Raw genomic sequence first — 17,505 nt, forward strand, 5'->3', positions numbered from 1 at the left:
GGTGTAGCCCCCTGAAGAGTCGGACAGGCTCGTTCGGCTAGAAAGCGAGTCTGATGATGGAGAAGAAGACGACAGAGGACGCCCCGGAGGCGGATGGTGCCGAGCCAGGAGGACGGCGGCGCCGTTACTCGGCAGAGGAGAAGCTGCGGATGCTCTCCGAGGCAGAGTCGCCCGGCAGCAGTGTGTCGCTGGTGGCGCGCAAGTACGGCGTCAACCCCAGCCAGTTGTTCCGCTGGAGGCAGCTGAAGGAGGCCGGCAGCGTGTCGGGGCTGAAGGCCGGCGAGGCCGTGGTGCCCGAGTCCGAGATGCAGCAACTCAAGGCGCAGGTGCGCGAGTTGCAGCGGATGTTGGGCAAGAAGACGCAGGAGGTGGAAATCCTGCGGGACGCGATTGCCCTGGTGCGCGAAAAAAAACTACGCCGGCAAAGCTCTCCTGAGCTCCCGCTCAATCGCTGCGAGGTAGGCGTTCGGATTGGCCCGGAATCGACGGCCCAAGACTCGCGCGTGTTGCCGTCTTCGAAGGGAGGCACGCAGCTTCCTCCACGCGATGATGTCTTTGGGGGCCAGTTCCGCGCCGACAGTGGGGGCAAGTCGGGTCGCCACTGCGGCGACGACTCGCACCTGTCCGCGCACCACCAGGCCCTCGCTTCCGCGGCGCCGACCCGAGGCCCGGCGCTCGTGGTAGCGGCAACTGCCAAACAGGTGCTCCAGGTCATTGTCCGTGCGAGGCAGGCCGGGTACGTCGTAGCAATGGAAGAGGCCGGGCCAATAGCGACGCGTCTCCAGGAGGAAATGTGCGAGCGCCGCGCGGTGGGGGGAGCGGGTGCGTCGCACGGCATGCTCCAGTGCGCCGACAAGGCCGGCCATGCGCCTTTTGACGTGACAGCCTTTCTGGCCGGAGGCATTGGTAAGGATTTCGGCGACACACTCTACCCACCGGTAGGCCGCCTTCAGTGGTGGCCACATCCTCGCCGTCTGCATCAGGCCGCGCCTCAATAGCAGGCGCAGCCGTGTCAGCCCTCTGGCGCGCGCCCCCCTTTTTCTGCCCGGCGGAGACTCGCTTCAATCGCTCGCAGTCGCCGGTGCAACTCCAAACCGGAGGGCTTCAGGGGTGGGCGCCTGTCGTCCGTCAAGGCGCTGCGCACTGCGGCGCAGTAGCCGCGGACGGCTTGTGATTGGGCGTCCTGGCGCCCTTCGACGGCGCGCTCGATAACCCGCACTCCTCGCACATGACTCTTCAGCAGCTTCTTGGCGTGCCGGTCCGCTTCGTAGAGGGGGCGGGCCGCCTCACGCAGGTAGTGGAAGTGGCAGAGTTGGTGAGGCACCCCAGGCAGCGCCGAGGCCACCGCGTTGCGGATGGAGCGCTGGCCATCCGAGACGACTCCGGCAATGGGCACCGCCAGCGCCGCTTTCACCTCCAGGAGCAGCGGAGCCAACTCAGCCTCACCACTGCCCAGCAAGCTACGGGCTGCCAACACCTCGCCGGAGAGGCAGTCGCGCACCACCCACAACACCTCATGGCCTACCTCGGGCTGCAATCCGTCCATGGCCAGCACCACCCGGCCCTGTTGACGTGTCACCTGCTGCAGTCGCCGACTGTCTGTCATTCGCAGTGCCAGCAACTCATCGTGCCGGTCGAGTTGGTTGGTGACACTGCGCTCGGAAATGGAGACGCCCCGTGCGCGAAGGACTGCATGGATTTCCGGGACGCTGCGATGCTCGTGGTAGCGCAGTGCCCCAATCAAGGCGATGACGTCCAGGCCAAACTCATGGTCCGGCAGCGCCCACCGGCCCTCTTCTTCGGCACGCACAGGTCGCAAGTACAACGGGCACCCCTTCCGGTGGCACACTCGCACCTGTACCTTGAGGGCGACCACCGCCTCCAGCGTCACCACGTTCCGCCGTGCCCGGTAGTCCGCTGGGGCGGGCCCTCCGCACGCGGAGCACCGCCGTCGATGGTTCTCCAACCCCACCTGCCTGCTCGCCGGTGGGTGGGCAGTCGTGCGTCCCATGGTGCTACCTCCCTATGGAGGCAACACCGCGGAGGGCAGGAGGTATTTGCCGGCGTAGAAAAAAACTGCTGTCGCCCGCGGCCTTGTCGAAGCTGGAGGGCATGCTGTGAGTGCGGTGTCTCGGGTGCTGGGCGTCTCTCGCTCCAACCTGATGCGCACTCCGGGACCTCGGCGGCCCCGGGCGACTGACACCGCTGCCGACCACCAGGCGCTGGAGGAACTCAAGGCCGTTGTCGGCCAACGCGCCACCTACGGGTACCGCCGAGCCGGCACCGTCCTCAACCGGCAGCGCCGCCAGGAGGGCAGGCCCGCCCTCAACCACAAGCGCGTCTACCGTCTCATGCGCCAAGGCCGCCTGCTGCTGCAACGGCATACCGGCAAGCCGACGCGTACTCATGAGGGCCAGGTCGTCACCCTCAAGTCCAACCTGCGGTGGTGCAGCGACGGCTTCGAGGTGCGTTGCTGGAATGGCGAAGTCGTTCACGTCGCCTTCAGCCTCGACTGCTGCGACAGGGAGGCCATCGCCTTTCAGGCCGCCGCCCAGCCTCCCACCTCGCTCACCATCCAGGACCTCATGGCCGAGACGCTCGAAGCCCGCTTCGGCCCGGGCATCTCAAAGGCGCCCCACCCGGTGGAGTGGCTGTCTGACAACGGCCCCGTCTACACCGCCAAGGACACCCGTGACTTCGGCCTCAGCCTCGGCCTGCGGGTGTGCACCACGCCCGCCTACTCCCCCCAGAGCAACGGCATGGCCGAGTCCTTCGTGAAGACCTTCAAGCGCGACTACGTCTACGTCAACGAACTGCCCTCGGCCTCACACGTCCTCGCCCAACTGCCCCTCTGGTTCGACGACTACAACCGCTGCCAGCCGCACCGCGGGCTGAAGATGAAGTCACCCCACGAGTTCCGTACTGCTAACTCTCATCCCTGAGCTGTCCGATTTGACGGGGGCAACTCCAGGGCGCATGCTGAAAAGGCGGAAACGCGAGCGCCAGAAGGCGAGGGAAAACCGATGGCGACATCACTCTACGACCTCAGCGTGCCCACCTTCCTGCAGACCGTGAGGGCCGTCGCAGGCTTTCTCGACCGTGCGGCCAAGCACTGCGCTGAGACGGGTGTTGATCCCGACGACTTCGTGAACGCGCGCCTTTTCGACGACATGGCGCCCTTCCACTTTCAGGTCGAAGCCACATGGCACCATTCCGTGTGGGGGGTGGAAGCCCTTAAGACCGGTGTGTTCGCCCCGCCGGCCTTAGTCGGACCGGTCCCTTTCGCCGCCCTGCAGGCGATGATCGGCAAAGCGGAAGTGGCGCTGGAAGCGTTCACGCCCGACGAGGTCGACCAATGCGCGGGCAAGGACCTGGACCTTCAGATCGGGCCGCGGAGGCTCGCCTTCACGTCGGAGACGTTCATTCTCTCGTTTTCCCTGCCGAACTTCCATTTCCACGCCGTCACTGCCTACGACATCCTCCGCTCGCGCGGTGTACCGCTCGGCAAGCGTGATTACGAAGGCCGGCTGCGCACTAGATCAGCCTAACAGCGCCTAACGAAAGTGTGGACCGGACTGGCCAGTAGCAAGGGCCGTCTCCAGCTTGAGGAGCATGGTCCGCGAACTCGTTCCCGACGCCTTCTGGCAGCGCGTGGCGCCGCTGCTGCCTTCGCCTCGGCCCAAGAAGAAGCTGGGCCGGCCTCGTGCGGACGACCGGGCGGCGCTGGAGGCCATCGTCTTCGTGCTTCGAAGCGGCATCCCGTGGGAGATGCTGCCTCGCAAGCAGTTCGGCCTGTCGGGGATGACTGCCTGGCGCAGACTGGAGGAATGGACCCGCGCAGGCGTGTGGGAAAAGCTCCAGGAGCGGCTGCTGGATGAGTTGGGCCTGCGCGGCAAAGTGGACCTCTCCCGCGCCTCCATCGACTCCTCGTCCGTGCGGGCGTCAAAAAGGGGGCCCTCACGGGCCCAAGCCCGACGGATAGAGCGAAGGCGGGCAGCAAGCATCATCTTCTCGTAGAGGCCCACGACCTGCCGCTGACCGAGTCCGTGACGAGCGCAGGGACGACGTCGACTTCGGCTTCCTCGTCCTCGGCTGCTGCGTCATGCTCCTTCGCCGCCTCTGTCCTGGCATTTGTTAGGAGCTGTTACCTCCGAAGTGCTCGCCAGGGACGCGGGCCCTGTCACTTGACAACCCAAGGTGCCCCCGTTACCACAAGGCAAACCGCTGACGTTCGAGGTTGATGCGCAGGAGGCCTAGATTACCCTGAGGCCCCGCCCACACACTGGGCGGACACCGGCTGTTGAGACAGCCGAAGGGGGGGGCGTGTGCCCCTCTCCCGCATCAAATTGGTAGGATTCCTCCGTGAACGTCTCACGCAAGGAGCTGCGCGTCCTGAACGTGCTGGCTCAGGGCGGGCGTATTCTGAAGCACAAGGATGAGAACGGGCAGTTGACCCATGTGGCGTGTGTCACGCCAGAGGGCTGGCAGTTGTCGCTCTGCACGCTGGAGGTCTTCCAGCAGTTGAAGCGGCGAAAGCTCATCTCCTCGGTGAAGGGCGGCCCGTACCTCATCACCAGGCTGGGGCTTCAAGCGCTCTGCGGAAGTTCAAAGACACGCTAGAGGCGATCTCAGAATTGCCTCAAGAGGATGAGGATGCACCCGAGTCACCGTTCAGGGGGGGGGTGAGGTCCTCGTCGCTGTGTGCAGCCCGTGGAGGATGCGCACGAAACCCCTGCGACGCTGGAAGCGAAGATTGAAAGACTGGTTCGCGAACATCTGGTGGCGCAGCAGCTCTTGGTGAAGGCGGCGGTGAGTGCGCATTCTCAGCGCTGACTGCCTCGCCAGATGTGGCGACGCAGCGGCGAAGGAGGGGAGTCCGACGGCCATCGAGCGCGGTCGCCGACCTCGCGAAGCGGTTGCTCGAAGCGGTACAGGCGTGCCCAGGCGAGACGATGACGCGGTGAACGTCAAGGTAGTTGTCGCGTGAGAGGGGGCAGCCCATGCGCTTCATCTCCTGCACTGCCGGGGTGAGGTTCGGAGAGGGGCCGAGGCGGACGGGGCCAGCTGGCGTCCCGTCGCGCGTGTCACGACTCCAGCGCTCGGGATGCCGGACTCGGGCACGTTGAGACACTTGGTGGCGCTGGGCGAGGTGCGCCATCTCGCGGCCGAAGTGCCTGTCGTCGGGCGTGGCGAAGCGGATGGCGGAGTGGCGGCTTCTCAGGTCTGCAGGCTGGCGAAGCCGTCGTCCCTGCGTCTGAAGTGCAGGCCCTCAAGGCCCAGGTGAGAGAGCTCCAGCGGCTTTTGGGCAAGGAGACGCAGGAGGCGGAAATCCTCCGGAACGCGGTGGAGTTTGCCCGCGAAAAAACTATGCCGGCAAAGCTCTCCTGAGCTCCCGCTCAATCGCGGTGAGGGAGGCGTTCGGATTGGCCCGGAATCGACGGCCCAAGAGTCGAGCGTGTTGCCGTCTTCGAAGGGAGGCACGCAGATACCTCCACGCGACGACGTCTTTGGGGGCCAGTTCAACGCCGGTAACCGTCCGGTCAGTGACGTGGCGCGAGCGGTTGCAGATGGACGAGGACCGTGGTCGGCGAGCGCCGCAAGGAGCGAGCTGTTCAGAGGCTGGGCTGGAGGGGGGAATCGGGCGGGTCGGCGGCGCGTCTCCGCTTCCACTCGTGAGGCAGCAGCTCACTGATGCGCGAGTTGGGGTGCGACTGCACACGCAGCATGACGTCCGCGAGGTACTCCTCGGGATTGACTTGGTTGGCCTCGCAGGTGGCCACCAGGGCGTAGAGGCCCGCGAGGTTTTCGCCCGCGGCCTCGTGGCCGACGAAGAGGAAATTCTTCCGGCCCAGGGCAGCCTTCCGCAGCGCCGATTCCGCGCGGTTGTTGTCGAGAGGAAGTCGCTCATTCTCGACGAAGCGAGTGAGGGCCTCCCACTGCTTCACCGCGTAGGAAATGGCCTGGCCCAGCGGACTCTTGGGCGGGTGGTGCGGGGCCTGCGCCTCCAGCCAGGTACGCAGTTGCGCGAGGACGGGGGCGCTGTGCAGTTGGCGCAGCTCCCGGTGGACGGCGGTGCGCACCACGTCCGCCTCACGTGCCTGCGCCTCCACGCGGTAGAGCTCGAGGATGAAGGCCAGTGCCTCTCGCGCCTCGGGGGCGGTTGCCAGCGCATCGAAGAATCGGCGGCGGCAATGGGCCCAGCAGCCGACACGTACCCGGCCCTTTGGCAGCGTCACCGCGTTGTAGCCGGTGTACGCGTCCACCACGAGCGCGCCTGTGGTACCGCCCAGGACTTCCTTGGGCGTTTTGCTAGCCCGGCCCATGCTGAAGCGGTAGCCGATGAGCCACTGGCCTTCGTCGTTCTGGGTGAGGAAGGTCCAGAGGTAGCCCAGGCGCGTCTTCTTCACGTCCAGCACCCGCAGCGGCGTCTCGTCCGCCCACACCACGTCCGCGGACGCAATGCATTGCAGCAGGTGACGGGAGAGAGGCAGAAGCACCGAGGCGGCCTGATGGAAGAGGTCCGTCAGCGTGCTGCGACTCATGGGGATGCCACCGCGTTCGACTCGTTGAGCGAGCCGGTGCAAGGGCATGGCATCGGCGCACTTCGACGTCACCACGTGGGCAATGAAGCCGGGGCCGTACTCGCCCCTGTCCACCACCCTCGCCGGAGGCGGAGCCGTGACGACGCCCCGGCCGCACGCGCACGCCAGCACTTCCTGCACGTGCACCTGCCTCTCGAAGCGCGCCGGCACGTACTCGTACACCACCGAGGTGCGTCCCTGGCCCAGCGGCTTCAATTCATCGCCGCCGCACGCCGGGCACTGGCGCTCCTCGGAGGGTACCGCGTGGCGAATCTCCCGCGCGGGCGCCTCCTCGGCTTTCCGAGTGGCCCTCTCCCGGCGCTTCTGCTTCGCGGCCTCGGCCCGAGCCGCCGTCGAATCCGCGTCCCCTCGCAGCTCGGCGGCCACCGTCGGCAGTTTCTCCGCCCGCCTGCTGAAGACGTGACGCTGCAGGGCTGCCAGCTGCCCCTTGAGCGCGTCCACCTCCCCGCCAATGCGGCTCACCTCGGCCTTGAGTTCCTCCGCCTCCTCGCGCCAGGGGCAGAAGTGGTCTTGAGGAAGCTCTCGCGGCACCCGGCCTCAACACGCCGCCGCTGAGCCGCGTCCCGGGCTGGAGCCGTCACGTGCCAGTCCGCCCGGGAGGCGTCCAGGCGGGCTGGCGCCTCACCTGGGCCACGTCGATGCCGTCCAGCAGCATCGCCAACTGCGTGGCGTCCAGGTGCACCACCTGCGCGCCCGCATCCACCGGCGGCAGCCGGAAGCGCCCCGTCTCCAGCCGTTTGTACAGCAGCACGAAGCCGCCCCGGCTCCACGTCAGTACCTTGATGCGGTCTCCTCTCCGCGACACGAAGGCGAAGAGGTGCCCCGAGTAGACGTCCTCGCCCCAGGCTGTGCGCACCAGCGCCATGAGGCCATCGATGGACTTGCGCATGTCCACCGGCTCCGTGGCCAACACTACGCGCACCGACGCAGGCAGCGCGAACACCGCCTCACCGCCCCAGCGCCGCGACGAGGTGGGCCACGTAGTCCACGTCGGTGCCCAAGGAGAATCGCAGGCGCGCTCCGCTGGCCACCACCACCTCCAACATCGACTCCGTTGCCGGGGGCGTCGTCGCGACTTCCACAGGCAGCAAGCGCATCGCCTCGCCCTTCTCGGCCTGCTGACGCCGACGCCGGTACACCCACGACTGAAGCGTGCTCAGCCGCACTCCTCGCTGCGCGGAGAACTCCTTCTGTGGTGTAGCCCCCTGAAGAGTCGGACAGGCTCGTTCGGCTAGAAAGCGAGTCTGATGATGGAGAAGAAGACGACAGAGGACGCCCCGGAGGCGGATGGTGCCGAGCCAGGAGGACGGCGGCGCCGTTACTCGGCAGAGGAGAAGCTGCGGATGCTCTCCGAGGCAGAGTCGCCCGGCAGCAGTGTGTCGCTGGTGGCGCGCAAGTACGGCGTCAACCCCAGCCAGTTGTTCCGCTGGAGGCAGCTGAAGGAGGCCGGCAGCGTGTCGGGGCTGAAGGCCGGCGAGGCCGTGGTGCCCGAGTCCGAGATGCAGCAACTCAAGGCGCAGGTGCGCGAGTTGCAGCGGATGTTGGGCAAGAAGACGCAGGAGGTGGAAATCCTGCGGGACGCGATTGCCCTGGCGCGCGAAAAAAAACTACGCCGGCAAATACCTCCTGCCCTCCGCGGTGTTGCCTCCATAGGGAGGTAGCACCATGGGACGCACGACTGCCCACCCACCGGCGAGCAGGCAGGTGGGGTTGGAGAACCATCGACGGCGGTGCTCCGCGTGCGGAGGGCCCGCCCCAGCGGACTACCGGGCACGGCGGAACGTGGTGACGCTGGAGGCGGTGGTCGCCCTCAAGGTACAGGTGCGAGTGTGCCACCGGAAGGGGTGCCCGTTGTACTTGCGACCTGTGCGTGCCGAAGAAGAGGGCCGGTGGGCGCTGCCGGACCATGAGTTTGGCCTGGACGTCATCGCCTTGATTGGGGCACTGCGCTACCACGAGCATCGCAGCGTCCCGGAAATCCATGCAGTCCTTCGCGCACGGGGCGTCTCCATTTCCGAGCGCAGTGTCACCAACCAACTCGACCGGCACGATGAGTTGCTGGCACTGCGAATGACAGACAGTCGGCGACTGCAGCAGGTGACACGTCAACAGGGCCGGGTGGTGCTGGCCATGGACGGATTGCAGCCCGAGGTAGGCCATGAGGTGTTGTGGGTGGTGCGCGACTGCCTCTCCGGCGAGGTGTTGGCAGCCCGTAGCTTGCTGGGCAGTGGTGAGGCTGAGTTGGCTCCGCTGCTCCTGGAGGTGAAAGCGGCGCTGGCGGTGCCCATTGCCGGAGTCGTCTCGGATGGCCAGCGCTCCATCCGCAACGCGGTGGCCTCGGCGCTGCCTGGGGTGCCTCACCAACTCTGCCACTTCCACTACCTGCGTGAGGCGGCCCGCCCCCTCTACGAAGCGGACCGGCACGCCAAGAAGCTGCTGAAGAGTCATGTGCGAGGAGTGCGGGTTATCGAGCGCGCCGTCGAAGGGCGCCAGGACGCCCAATCACAAGCCGTCCGCGGCTACTGCGCCGCAGTGCGCAGCGCCTTGACGGACGACAGGCGCCCACCCCTGAAGCCCTCCGGTTTGGAGTTGCACCGGCGACTGCGAGCGATTGAAGCGAGTCTCCGCCGGGCAGAAAAAGGGGGGCGCGCGCCAGAGGGCTGACACGGCTGCGCCTGCTATTGAGGCGCGGCCTGATGCAGACGGCGAGGATGTGGCCACCACTGAAGGCGGCCTACCGGTGGGTAGAGTGTGTCGCCGAAATCCTTACCAATGCCTCCGGCCAGAAAGGCTGTCACGTCAAAAGGCGCATGGCCGGCCTTGTCGGCGCACTGGAGCATGCCGTGCGACGCACCCGCTCCCCCCACCGCGCGGCGCTCGCACATTTCCTCCTGGAGACGCGTCGCTATTGGCCCGGCCTCTTCCATTGCTACGACGTACCCGGCCTGCCTCGCACGGACAATGACCTGGAGCACCTGTTTGGCAGTTGCCGCTACCACGAGCGCCGGGCCTCGGGTCGGCGCCGCGGAAGCGAGGGCCTGGTGGTGCGCGGACAGGTGCGAGTCGTCGCCGCAGTGGCGACCCGACTTGCCCCCACTGTCGGCGCGGAACTGGCCCCCAAAGACATCATCGCGTGGAGGAAGCTGCGTGCCTCCCTTCGAAGACGGCAACACGCGCGAGTCTTGGGCCGTCGATTCCGGGCCAATCCGAACGCCTACCTCGCAGCGATTGAGCGGGAGCTCAGGAGAGCTTTGCCGGCGTAGAAAAAAACTGCTGTCGCCCGCGACCTTGTCGAAGCTGGAGGGCATGCTGTGAGTGCGGTGTCTCGGGTGCTGGGCGTCTCTCGCTCCAACCTGATGCGCACTCCGGGACCTCGGCGGCCCCGGGCGACCGACACCGATGCCGACCACCAGGCGCTGGAGGAACTCAAGGCCGTTGTCGGCCAACGCGTCACCTACGGGTACCGCCGAGCCGGCGCCGTCCTCAACCGGCAGCGCCGCCAGGAGGGCAGGCCCGCCCTCAACCACAAGCGCGTCTACCGTCTCATGCGCCAAGGCCGCCTGCTGCTGCAACGGCATACCGGCAAGCCGACGCGTACTCATGAGGGCCAGGTCGTCACCCTCAAGTCCAACCTGCGGTGGTGCAGCGACGGCTTCGAGGTGCGTTGCTGGAATGGCGAAGTCGTTCACGTCGCCTTCAGCCTCGACTGCTGCGACAGGGAGGCCATCGCCTTCCAGGCCGCCGCCCAGCCTCCCACCTCGCTCACCATCCAGGACCTCATGGCCGAGACGCTCGAAGCCCGCTTCGGCCCGGGCATCTCAAAGGCGCCCCACCCGGTGGAGTGGCTGTCTGACAACGGCCCCGTCTACACCGCCAAGGACACCCGTGACTTCGGCCTCAGCCTCGGCCTGCGGGTGTGCACCACGCCCGCCTACTCCCCCCAGAGCAACGGCATGGCCGAGTCCTTCGTGAAGACCTTCAAGCGCGACTACGTGTATGTCGATGAGGTGCCCTCGGCCTCACACGTTCTCGCCCAATTGCCCCTCTGGTTCGACGACTACAACCGCTGCCACCCGCACCGCGGGCTGAAGATGAAGTCACCCCACGAGTTCCGTACTGCTAACTCTCATCCCTGAGCTGTCCGATTTGACGGGGGCAACTCCATTCTGCGTCAGCCCGCTCGCCTCAAATGCTTCGGCGACCCGGAACCACTCGTGCTTCTCCACCGGCTTCGACATATGCGCCAGGGTCCATGGCGGCGACTCCCCACTCAACGCCCCTCAGCACGTCGTTGGCCGGACGCTTACCAACGCCGACAGTAGGGGCCAGCCGGGTCGCCACTGCGGCGACGACTCGCACCTGACCGCGCACCACCAGGCCCTCATTCGCGAGACAGCCGGACGCGGGTGAGCGCCGGGCGCATGCGCATGAAGGGCAACTCCACGTAGGCATACAGCAGGAGTGACAGCGCCAGGGTCAGGGCCCAGCAGAGCGTCATCGCTCCCAACAACTGGGCGACGGAGGGCACCTCTTTCAGTCCGACGAGCGTGTAGACGCCAAAGATGATGATGGGGTGGAGCAGGTACGTTGAATAGGACAGCCGCGCGATGGGATGCCACGCCTTCGCCGCGAGCAATCGGCCCCACCACGCACCGACTCCGCGTGCGGCGAACCCGGCGAGCAGGAAGGCCGCGGCGCCGATGGCGAAGACGGTGTGGTAGGCGCTCAGGTAGGTGAGGCTGAACACGGCGGACCATTCGCTGCCGGGCACGAAGACGGGCGGCGCGATGACCCACACCCAGCTTGCGATGCCGACCGCGAGCAGGAGCGCCGCACTCCAGGGAGTGTCCACCACCCACCGCCGGTAGGGGCCACGCATCAGCTCCGTGACGGCCACTCCGATGAGCAGGGCGCCGAAGCGGGTGTATGGCTTCACGTAGAACACGTCGTTGTATGACTCGAAGGGCTGTGGGGCGATGCGTTCGTGGATGATGATGGGCAACTCCACCCCGTGGCTCCGGATGAGCCACGCGCGGATGGCGATGCCCACCCCCGCGAGCGCCACCATCACCGCGAGGTTGCGTCGCGCCGACGTGCCGCACAGCAGCAGCAGCAAAGGAAAGAGGAGATAGAACTGCTCTTCAATCGCCAGGGACCATGCCCACTTCATGCACTGCTGGGCCGTGGGGATGAAGTTGTTGACGTAGAGCAGGTTGGCCCAGGCGAAGCGCCAGTTCTCGCCTGACAGCAAGCAGAAGAGCAGGAGCACCACGACATAGGCGGGCATCAGCCGCAGCAGGCGGCGGGAGTAGAACTGGAGCAGGTTGATTTCACCCCGCGTCTCCAATTCGCGCACCAGCATCCCGCTGATGAGGAATCCGCTGATGACGAAGAACAGGTCGACGCCCAGGTCGCCGCGGATGAAGAAGGTGAACAGGGGATGGGTCGCGTGTTCGTTCACCACCGCCATCAGCGCGTCGCGCGGGATGAACATCCCGATGCACCAGATGCAGTGCAGGATGAACACCCAGATGATGGCGATGGCTCGCAGGCCATCCACCTGCTTGACGCGTGCCTCCCCTGGGTTCACCAGGGTCGCCAGGGCCTGTCTCAGACGGCCTGCCTCGATGCGCTCACCCATGTTGGTCTCGCTCACTGCACGTCTCGCAGAAGGTCGTCGACCTCTTGGTCGAATTCGTCTTCGGTCAGCCCCGCGATCTCCTGCACCAGCCGTTCGTCGTCGCGGGTGTCAGGCGGTGTGGCTCGGATGGGAGGACTTGCTGGGGGCGCCTCGGTGGCTTCGCCCCAGATGGACTTCAGCAAGTGCGTCGCCAGCTCCGAGATGGTCGGACTGTCGAAGACCACCACCGAGGGGAGTTCGTGCGACAGCTCGCGCTGGAGACCGTCCTTCAGGTGCAGCGCCGCCAGCGAGTCGAGCCCCAGCTCGAAGAGGGCCCGCTCGGGGTGAATCTCGTTGGCGGCGCGGTTGCCAGGGAGCAGTTGCGCCGCCAGCCGCAGGATGAGGGCCGTGAGCGCCTCGCGCCGCTCGCCCGCGGGAAGTCCGTCGAGCATGCCGCGCGCGAGCGCGCCGGGGGCCTCCTCCCCAGCTCCGCCCAGCGCGGCCAGCCAGCCGAACCTGGACGTGCGGAGCAGGGTGGCCAGCTTGGACCAGGTGAACCGGCCGATGACGACTTGAGGCGCTGTGGCGTCCAGCAGCCAGGGCAGGCATTCGATGCCGCGCTCGGGGGCGATGAGCGACACGCCCCGGCGCTCCATTCCCTGCCGCTCACCGGCCTGGGCCATCAAGCCGGTGCCCGCCCAAGGGCCCCAGTTGATGCTGGTGGCGGGCAGCCCCGTAGCGCGTCGTTCAATGGCCAGCGCGTCCAGCCATGTGTTCGCCGCCGCGTAGTTGCTCTGTCCCGCCGAGCCCAGCACTGCGCTGGCCGAGGAGAACATCCAGAAGAAATCGAGCGCGTGGGTGCGCGTTGCCTGGTCCAGCCACAAGGCACCTTGCACCTTCGCGGCGAAGGCCCGGGAGAAGGACTCCCACGTGTGCTGCCGAATGAGCCCGTCCGCCAGCTCGGCCGCCGCGTGGATGACGCCACGCAGGGGCGGACCCTGGAGCTTCTTCACCAACGCGAGCACCGGCTCTCGGTCGGTGATGTCCGCCTGGAGGACATGGACCTGGAGCCCCTGGGCTCGCATGGCGTCGATTCGTGCCTGCTTCGCGGTGTCGGGGGCCCGGCGGCCCACCAGGGTGACATGTCCGGCCTTGGACCGGGCCATCCACTCGGCGACCAGGAGGCCGATGTCTCCGAGTCCTCCGGTGATGAGGTAATGCCCGTCCTCGCGCAGCTCCACGGGGCCCGGGACCGCGGCGTCCCGAAGCGGCGCTGGCTGGAGGCGCAGGACCCAGCGCTCCCCCGCGCGCAGGCAGCGTTGATCCTCTCCTGCTTCCGTGTTCAGCGCGGAAAGGAGTGCGTCGACCTGCGCATCAAGCGGACCGTCGTCGAGGTCGAGCAGGCCGCCATACCGCTCCGGCATCTCCTGCGCCAGCGAACGGCCAAATCCCCAGAGCGATGCCTGGGTCGAGTCCGGCACGCTCGATGCGTGCGCCACTTGCTGGGCATTGCGGGTGACGAAGAGGATGCGAGCCTGTTGCTTCATTCCACCCAGCGCCTGGGCGAGTGACAGGGGGCCCGCGCAGGTCAACGCCATGGCGTCGGCGATGCGCCGCGCTGACTCGGGCCTGGTGGCGTCCAGGGCCCAGAGATAGACGGCGTGGGAGCACGCTTCGAGGGCGTGGGGCAGGACGCTTCCGGGAGCCGTGGGCGCGATGACGAACGTGGTGTCGTCGACGCGGTGTGACTGCTCGCCCGCGAGCACCTGCACCCAGGGGATTCCGCGGGACGAGAGCGTGGCGCAGAGCTTTTCACCCAGGCCACCCGCGTCCGAGAAGACGGCCACTCGGCTGATGTCCTGGAGCTTCCGTGCCTCGCCCGCTCGTGGCGTCTCCTCGCGAACCCACGTGGGCACGTAGGTCTCCAGCACGGAATCGGGCTGTTCGCCTGGGCCTGCCTCGGGGGCCTGCCGCAGTGACTTCACGCGGAAGCCCTCCACTTCCGCGATGCAGTCGCCCGCGGTGTTTCGCAGCAGGAGGTCACAGCTCCACACGCCCTGGGCCGGAGCCTCGGCGTTCCACTGGCCGAGCACCTCCGTGGGGCCTCGGGGCGTTCCCCGGAAACGGAGCCGTTTGACGCCGACGGGGACGAATGTTCCTCCCGACGAACCAGGAGGTTCGACCACCGCCAGGCCATGGAAGGCGGCGTCCAACAGGGCAGGCGGGATGTCCTGACGTGTGTCGCTCACCGGCTTGAGCCACGCCTGGAAGCGGTGCGCGTCATGGCGCAGACGTTCGACGAGCGCGAACGCGGGGCCATAGTCGAGCCCTCGCGATTTCAGCAGGGCGTAGAAGTCCTTCATTCCCTCCGGACCGACCTGGGGTGCGCCCACGTCCGCGACGAACAGCGCTGGCATGGCGCTTCCGTTCCCCGATTCGACGGCGAGCGGGCCGCACTGGCCCTTCGCATGAAGACGGCTTCGTCCCTCTTCATCCTGGCTCGTGATGGTGAAGGTGCCTCCCTTCACGTCCACCTGGACGGTCGTCTCCCCTGACCCCAGGGAGAGCATCTGGACGATGTCCACGTCACGGAGTTCAACGTCCGTTGAACCCGAGGCGAGCACGCACGCGGCGCGGGCCATCTCGAAGTAGCCAGCGCCCGGAAAGACGACCCGTCCCTGGACCTGGTGGTCGCGCAGCTCGGGATGGCTTCGGGTGGAGAGCACCGAGGTGAAGCGCACCTCTTGCGCATCGCGATGGGCACACGTCTGGACCAGCGGGTGGAGCCAGTCGCGCTGGGGACTGCGCGCCTCGTGGTTTCTCACGCCACCGGGCCACAGCGCCTCGTGTTGCCACGGATAGCGGGGCAGGGGGACACACCGGCCACGCTCGCCCGACAGGATGCTCCAGTTCACGGACGCGCCAGCCGTGTAGACGTGCGTGACGGCTCGCCGGAGCGCCTCGGCGGGTTCGCGGGCTTCCCCGATGGAGATGACGTGGACGGATTGCAGCGTTGCATCCGGTGAAGAAAGCTCCGCCCCCAGCTCCAGCAGCAGTCCGTGGCCTTCGCGGGTGAGCTTCGCGACATGGGACGGGAGCGCCTCGACGCTCCCTCCTGTCACCGTCAGCTCGCGGCCCCGGACCCAGCCTCCGCTCAGCGTGGAGTAGAGCGGAAGGCCTGTGTCGTGGAGCGGCAGGGCCGCACGCCAGGACGCTCGCGCCGCGGTGTCCATGCGGGCGGCGGATTCCAGCGCGGTGGACACCGCGTCGGGAGAGACCCGTCCCGCCACGAAGGCCGCCGCGAGCAGGGCTTCACCGTGCCCCAGCACCGCTTCCGGCACCACGCCCCAGGCGCGCCAGAGGTCCGCGAGCGCCACTGCGACCACGAAGCGTCCGGGAGCCTCGAGGTCGAGCCCCGAGGAGACGGCCGACGGCGCTGTCCCCGCGAGCCAGGTCTCAAGCTCCACGCCCAGCCCTGCCTGGAAACGGTGGCTCCACTGCCGGCACGACTCGGCGAAGCGCGGCTCCTGCTTGAGGAGCGTCGCGGCGAAGGCCCGCCAGTGACTGGGAAGCGCGGTGAAGGCCCAGGCGAGTCGTGGGGGCTCCGAGGGGGCGTTCCAGGGGCCGGGCCGCCGGGCCTGCTGCCGCAGCGCCGTCACCACTTCGTCGCGGGAACGGCCAATGACCGCCGCGCGGAAGCGGTGGTGCGTGCGCCGCGCTCCCGCCGTATGCGCGAAGTCTTCCAGCGACAGTCCAGGCGTCTGCTCCAGCCAGTCCGCATAGCGCGAGACCTGCTCGCGAAGTGCCGCCTCCGAGCGCGCGGAGACGGGCACCAGGTGGAGGGGCTCGCCGGCCGAGCATGGCTGCCGAGCCTCTTGCCCTGGCGGGCCTTCGAGGATGACGTGGGCGTTGGTGCCACTGAAGCCGAACGCGCTCACCCCCGCCCGCGCGGGTACGCCAGCGCCGAACCAGGGGCTGTGCTCGGTGAGGACGCGAAGCGGGGCGTTCGTCCAGTCGAACAAGGGATTGGGCTTCTTCAGGTGAAGGTGCGGAGGCACCTCCCGGTGCCGGACGACCAGCGCGGCCTTGATGAGCCCGGCGATTCCCGCCGCGGGTTCCAGATGGCCCATGTTGGTCTTGATGGAACCGATGGCGAGCGGCTCATTCGCCGCGCGACCCTGCCCATACACCGCGGAGAGCGCCGCCAGCTCGATGGGGTCTCCCAGCTTCGTCCCCGTCCCGTGCGCCTCGACGTAGGCGACGTCCCGGGGCTCCAACCCGGCGTCGCGCAGGGCGTCCCGGATGACCATCTGTTGTGCCCGACCATTGGGGGCAGTGAGGCCGTTGCTCCTCCCGTCATGGTTGATGGCGGAGCCCCGGATGACGGCGGCAATCGGGTCGCCGTCTCGCATGGCTTCCGACAACCGCTTGAGCACGACCATGCCGCAGCCCTCGCTGCGCACGAAGCCGTTGGCCGCGGCATCGAAGGTCTTGCACCGGCCGTCTGGGGCCTGGGACATCAGCACGGAGAAGTAGACGTTGTTCTGCGGCGCGAGGATGAGGCTGACGCCGCCCGCCACCGCCAGGTCGCATTCCCGCGAGCGCAGGCTCCTCACGGCCTGATGGACGCTGACCAGGGACGACGAACAGGCCGTGTCCAGCGTCATCGCCGGACCCATCCAGCCGAACACATACGAGATGCGGCCCGCGGCGATGCTGGCGGTCGTCCCGGTGCCCGCGTACGGGTCGATACGACGCGCATCACCAGAGTGCATGTTCTGGAGCATGAAGTCCTGCCCGGACAGGCCCAGGAAGACACCCGTGCGGCTGCCCTCCAGTTGCTCGAGCCGCTGCCCCGCGCTTTCGAGCGCCTCCCACGTCACCTCCAGCGTGAAGCGGTGCTGCGGGTCCATCTGCACCGCTTCACGCTCGGAGATGTCGAAGAAGCCGCGGTCGAAGTCCTCAACACGCTCCAGGAAGCCGCCGTGCCGGGTGTACATCTTCCCGGCGACCTGCGGCTTCGGGTCGTAGAACGCGTCGAAGTCCCAGCGCTCCCGCGGAATCTCCCCGATGACGTCGCGCCCGCCGCGCAGCAACTCCCACAGCCCGGACGGGTCTTGGACGTCACCTGGGAGCCTGCACGCCATGCCGATGATGGCGATGGGCTCCCGCTGCGAGCGGACCACCGCATCGAGCTGCTCCTGGAGTTGACGCAGTGCCGCCGTGGCCCGCGACAGGAGTGCGGAGCTGTCTCCGGTCTTCTGTTGCATGACTTCCTCCCGC

12 protein-coding genes and 3 pseudogenes are annotated in these 17,505 nt (G+C 67.5%); 9 read left to right on the forward strand and 6 right to left on the reverse strand.

Annotated elements, in window-relative coordinates; genetic code table 11:
- Nucleotides 1-56 precede the first annotated feature (56 nt).
- Nucleotides 57-416: pseudogene (locus tag OZ403_RS16600) on the forward strand (transposase); the annotation flags it as partial.
- Here the strand turns inward: OZ403_RS16600 and OZ403_RS16605 are convergent.
- A protein-coding gene (locus OZ403_RS16605) for an ISNCY family transposase (RefSeq protein ID WP_268784590.1) occupies nt 414-2,011 on the reverse strand; the annotation gives its coding sequence in 2 pieces (ribosomal slippage) (nt 414-1,045 and nt 1,045-2,011; 1,599 coding nt in all). The pseudogene OZ403_RS16600 and the gene OZ403_RS16605 overlap by 3 nt on opposite strands.
- Nucleotides 2,012-2,117: 106 nt before the next feature.
- On the opposite strand from OZ403_RS16605, the gene OZ403_RS16610 reads away from it, so the two are divergent.
- The 5 genes and pseudogenes from OZ403_RS16610 to OZ403_RS39735 form a co-directional block, all read left to right on the forward strand.
- Complete coding sequence (locus OZ403_RS16610; protein WP_268784591.1) at nt 2,118-2,942, forward strand: IS3 family transposase; 825 nt, start codon at nt 2,118-2,120, stop codon at nt 2,940-2,942.
- Nucleotides 2,943-3,023: 81 nt separating this feature from the next.
- Nucleotides 3,024-3,548, forward strand: coding sequence for a DUF1993 domain-containing protein (locus tag OZ403_RS16615; protein WP_268784592.1), 525 nt, complete (start codon nt 3,024-3,026; stop codon nt 3,546-3,548).
- Between the two features lie 64 nt (nt 3,549-3,612).
- A complete protein-coding gene (locus OZ403_RS16620; protein WP_442929784.1) occupies nt 3,613-4,017 on the forward strand; it encodes a transposase in 405 nt (134 codons plus the stop codon).
- A gap of 345 nt (nt 4,018-4,362) precedes the next feature.
- On the forward strand, nt 4,363-4,620 hold the full coding sequence (locus OZ403_RS16625; protein ID WP_140791077.1) for a YjhX family toxin: 258 nt from the start codon (nt 4,363-4,365) through the stop codon (nt 4,618-4,620).
- 606 nt (nt 4,621-5,226) lie between these two features.
- Nucleotides 5,227-5,370: pseudogene (locus tag OZ403_RS39735) on the forward strand (IS3 family transposase); the annotation flags it as partial.
- 242 nt (nt 5,371-5,612) lie between these two features.
- On the opposite strand, the gene tnpC reads toward OZ403_RS39735, so the two are convergent.
- From tnpC to OZ403_RS16640, 3 genes are read right to left on the reverse strand one after another with little or no spacing between them, the layout of a single operon-like run.
- Nucleotides 5,613-7,133 carry an IS66 family transposase gene (gene tnpC, locus OZ403_RS16630; protein WP_140795584.1) on the reverse strand — a complete coding sequence of 507 codons (1,521 nt, stop codon included), beginning with the start codon at nt 7,131-7,133 and terminating at the stop codon, nt 5,613-5,615.
- A 46-nt stretch (nt 7,134-7,179) separates the two neighbouring features.
- Nucleotides 7,180-7,491, reverse strand: coding sequence for an IS66 family insertion sequence element accessory protein TnpB (tnpB, locus tag OZ403_RS16635; protein ID WP_161604943.1), 312 nt, complete (start codon nt 7,489-7,491; stop codon nt 7,180-7,182).
- A 58-nt stretch (nt 7,492-7,549) separates the two neighbouring features.
- The gene (locus OZ403_RS16640; RefSeq protein WP_268784593.1) at nt 7,550-7,699 is read right to left on the reverse strand and encodes a hypothetical protein; all 150 of its coding nucleotides are present in this window, start codon (nt 7,697-7,699) and stop codon (nt 7,550-7,552) included.
- 153 nt (nt 7,700-7,852) lie between these two features.
- Between OZ403_RS16640 and OZ403_RS16645 the strand changes: the two are divergent.
- The 3 genes and pseudogenes from OZ403_RS16645 to OZ403_RS16655 all read left to right on the forward strand — a co-directional run.
- Nucleotides 7,853-8,212 (forward strand): annotated as a pseudogene (locus OZ403_RS16645) (transposase); the annotation flags it as partial.
- Nucleotides 8,213-8,267: 55 nt separating this feature from the next.
- A protein-coding gene (locus OZ403_RS16650; RefSeq protein ID WP_268784590.1) for an ISNCY family transposase occupies nt 8,268-9,865 on the forward strand; the annotation gives its coding sequence in 2 pieces (ribosomal slippage) (nt 8,268-9,234 and nt 9,234-9,865; 1,599 coding nt in all).
- A 48-nt stretch (nt 9,866-9,913) separates the two neighbouring features.
- Nucleotides 9,914-10,738 carry an IS3 family transposase gene (locus OZ403_RS16655; RefSeq protein WP_268784594.1) on the forward strand — a complete coding sequence of 275 codons (825 nt, stop codon included), beginning with the start codon at nt 9,914-9,916 and terminating at the stop codon, nt 10,736-10,738.
- A 245-nt stretch (nt 10,739-10,983) separates the two neighbouring features.
- On the opposite strand, the gene OZ403_RS16660 is transcribed toward OZ403_RS16655, so the two are convergent.
- On the reverse strand, nt 10,984-12,258 hold the full coding sequence (locus OZ403_RS16660) for an acyltransferase family protein (protein WP_268784595.1): 1,275 nt from the start codon (nt 12,256-12,258) through the stop codon (nt 10,984-10,986).
- Entirely contained in the window at nt 12,255-17,492 is a 5,238-nt protein-coding gene (locus OZ403_RS16665; protein ID WP_268784596.1) for a type I polyketide synthase, read from the reverse strand. Before OZ403_RS16665 ends, OZ403_RS16660 begins: the two co-directional genes overlap by 4 nt.
- Nucleotides 17,493-17,505: the final 13 nt, after the last annotated feature.

This window comes from Myxococcus sp. NMCA1 (assembly GCF_026810205.1).
In the GTDB taxonomy this organism is placed as follows: Bacteria; Myxococcota; Myxococcia; order Myxococcales; family Myxococcaceae; genus Myxococcus; species Myxococcus xanthus_A.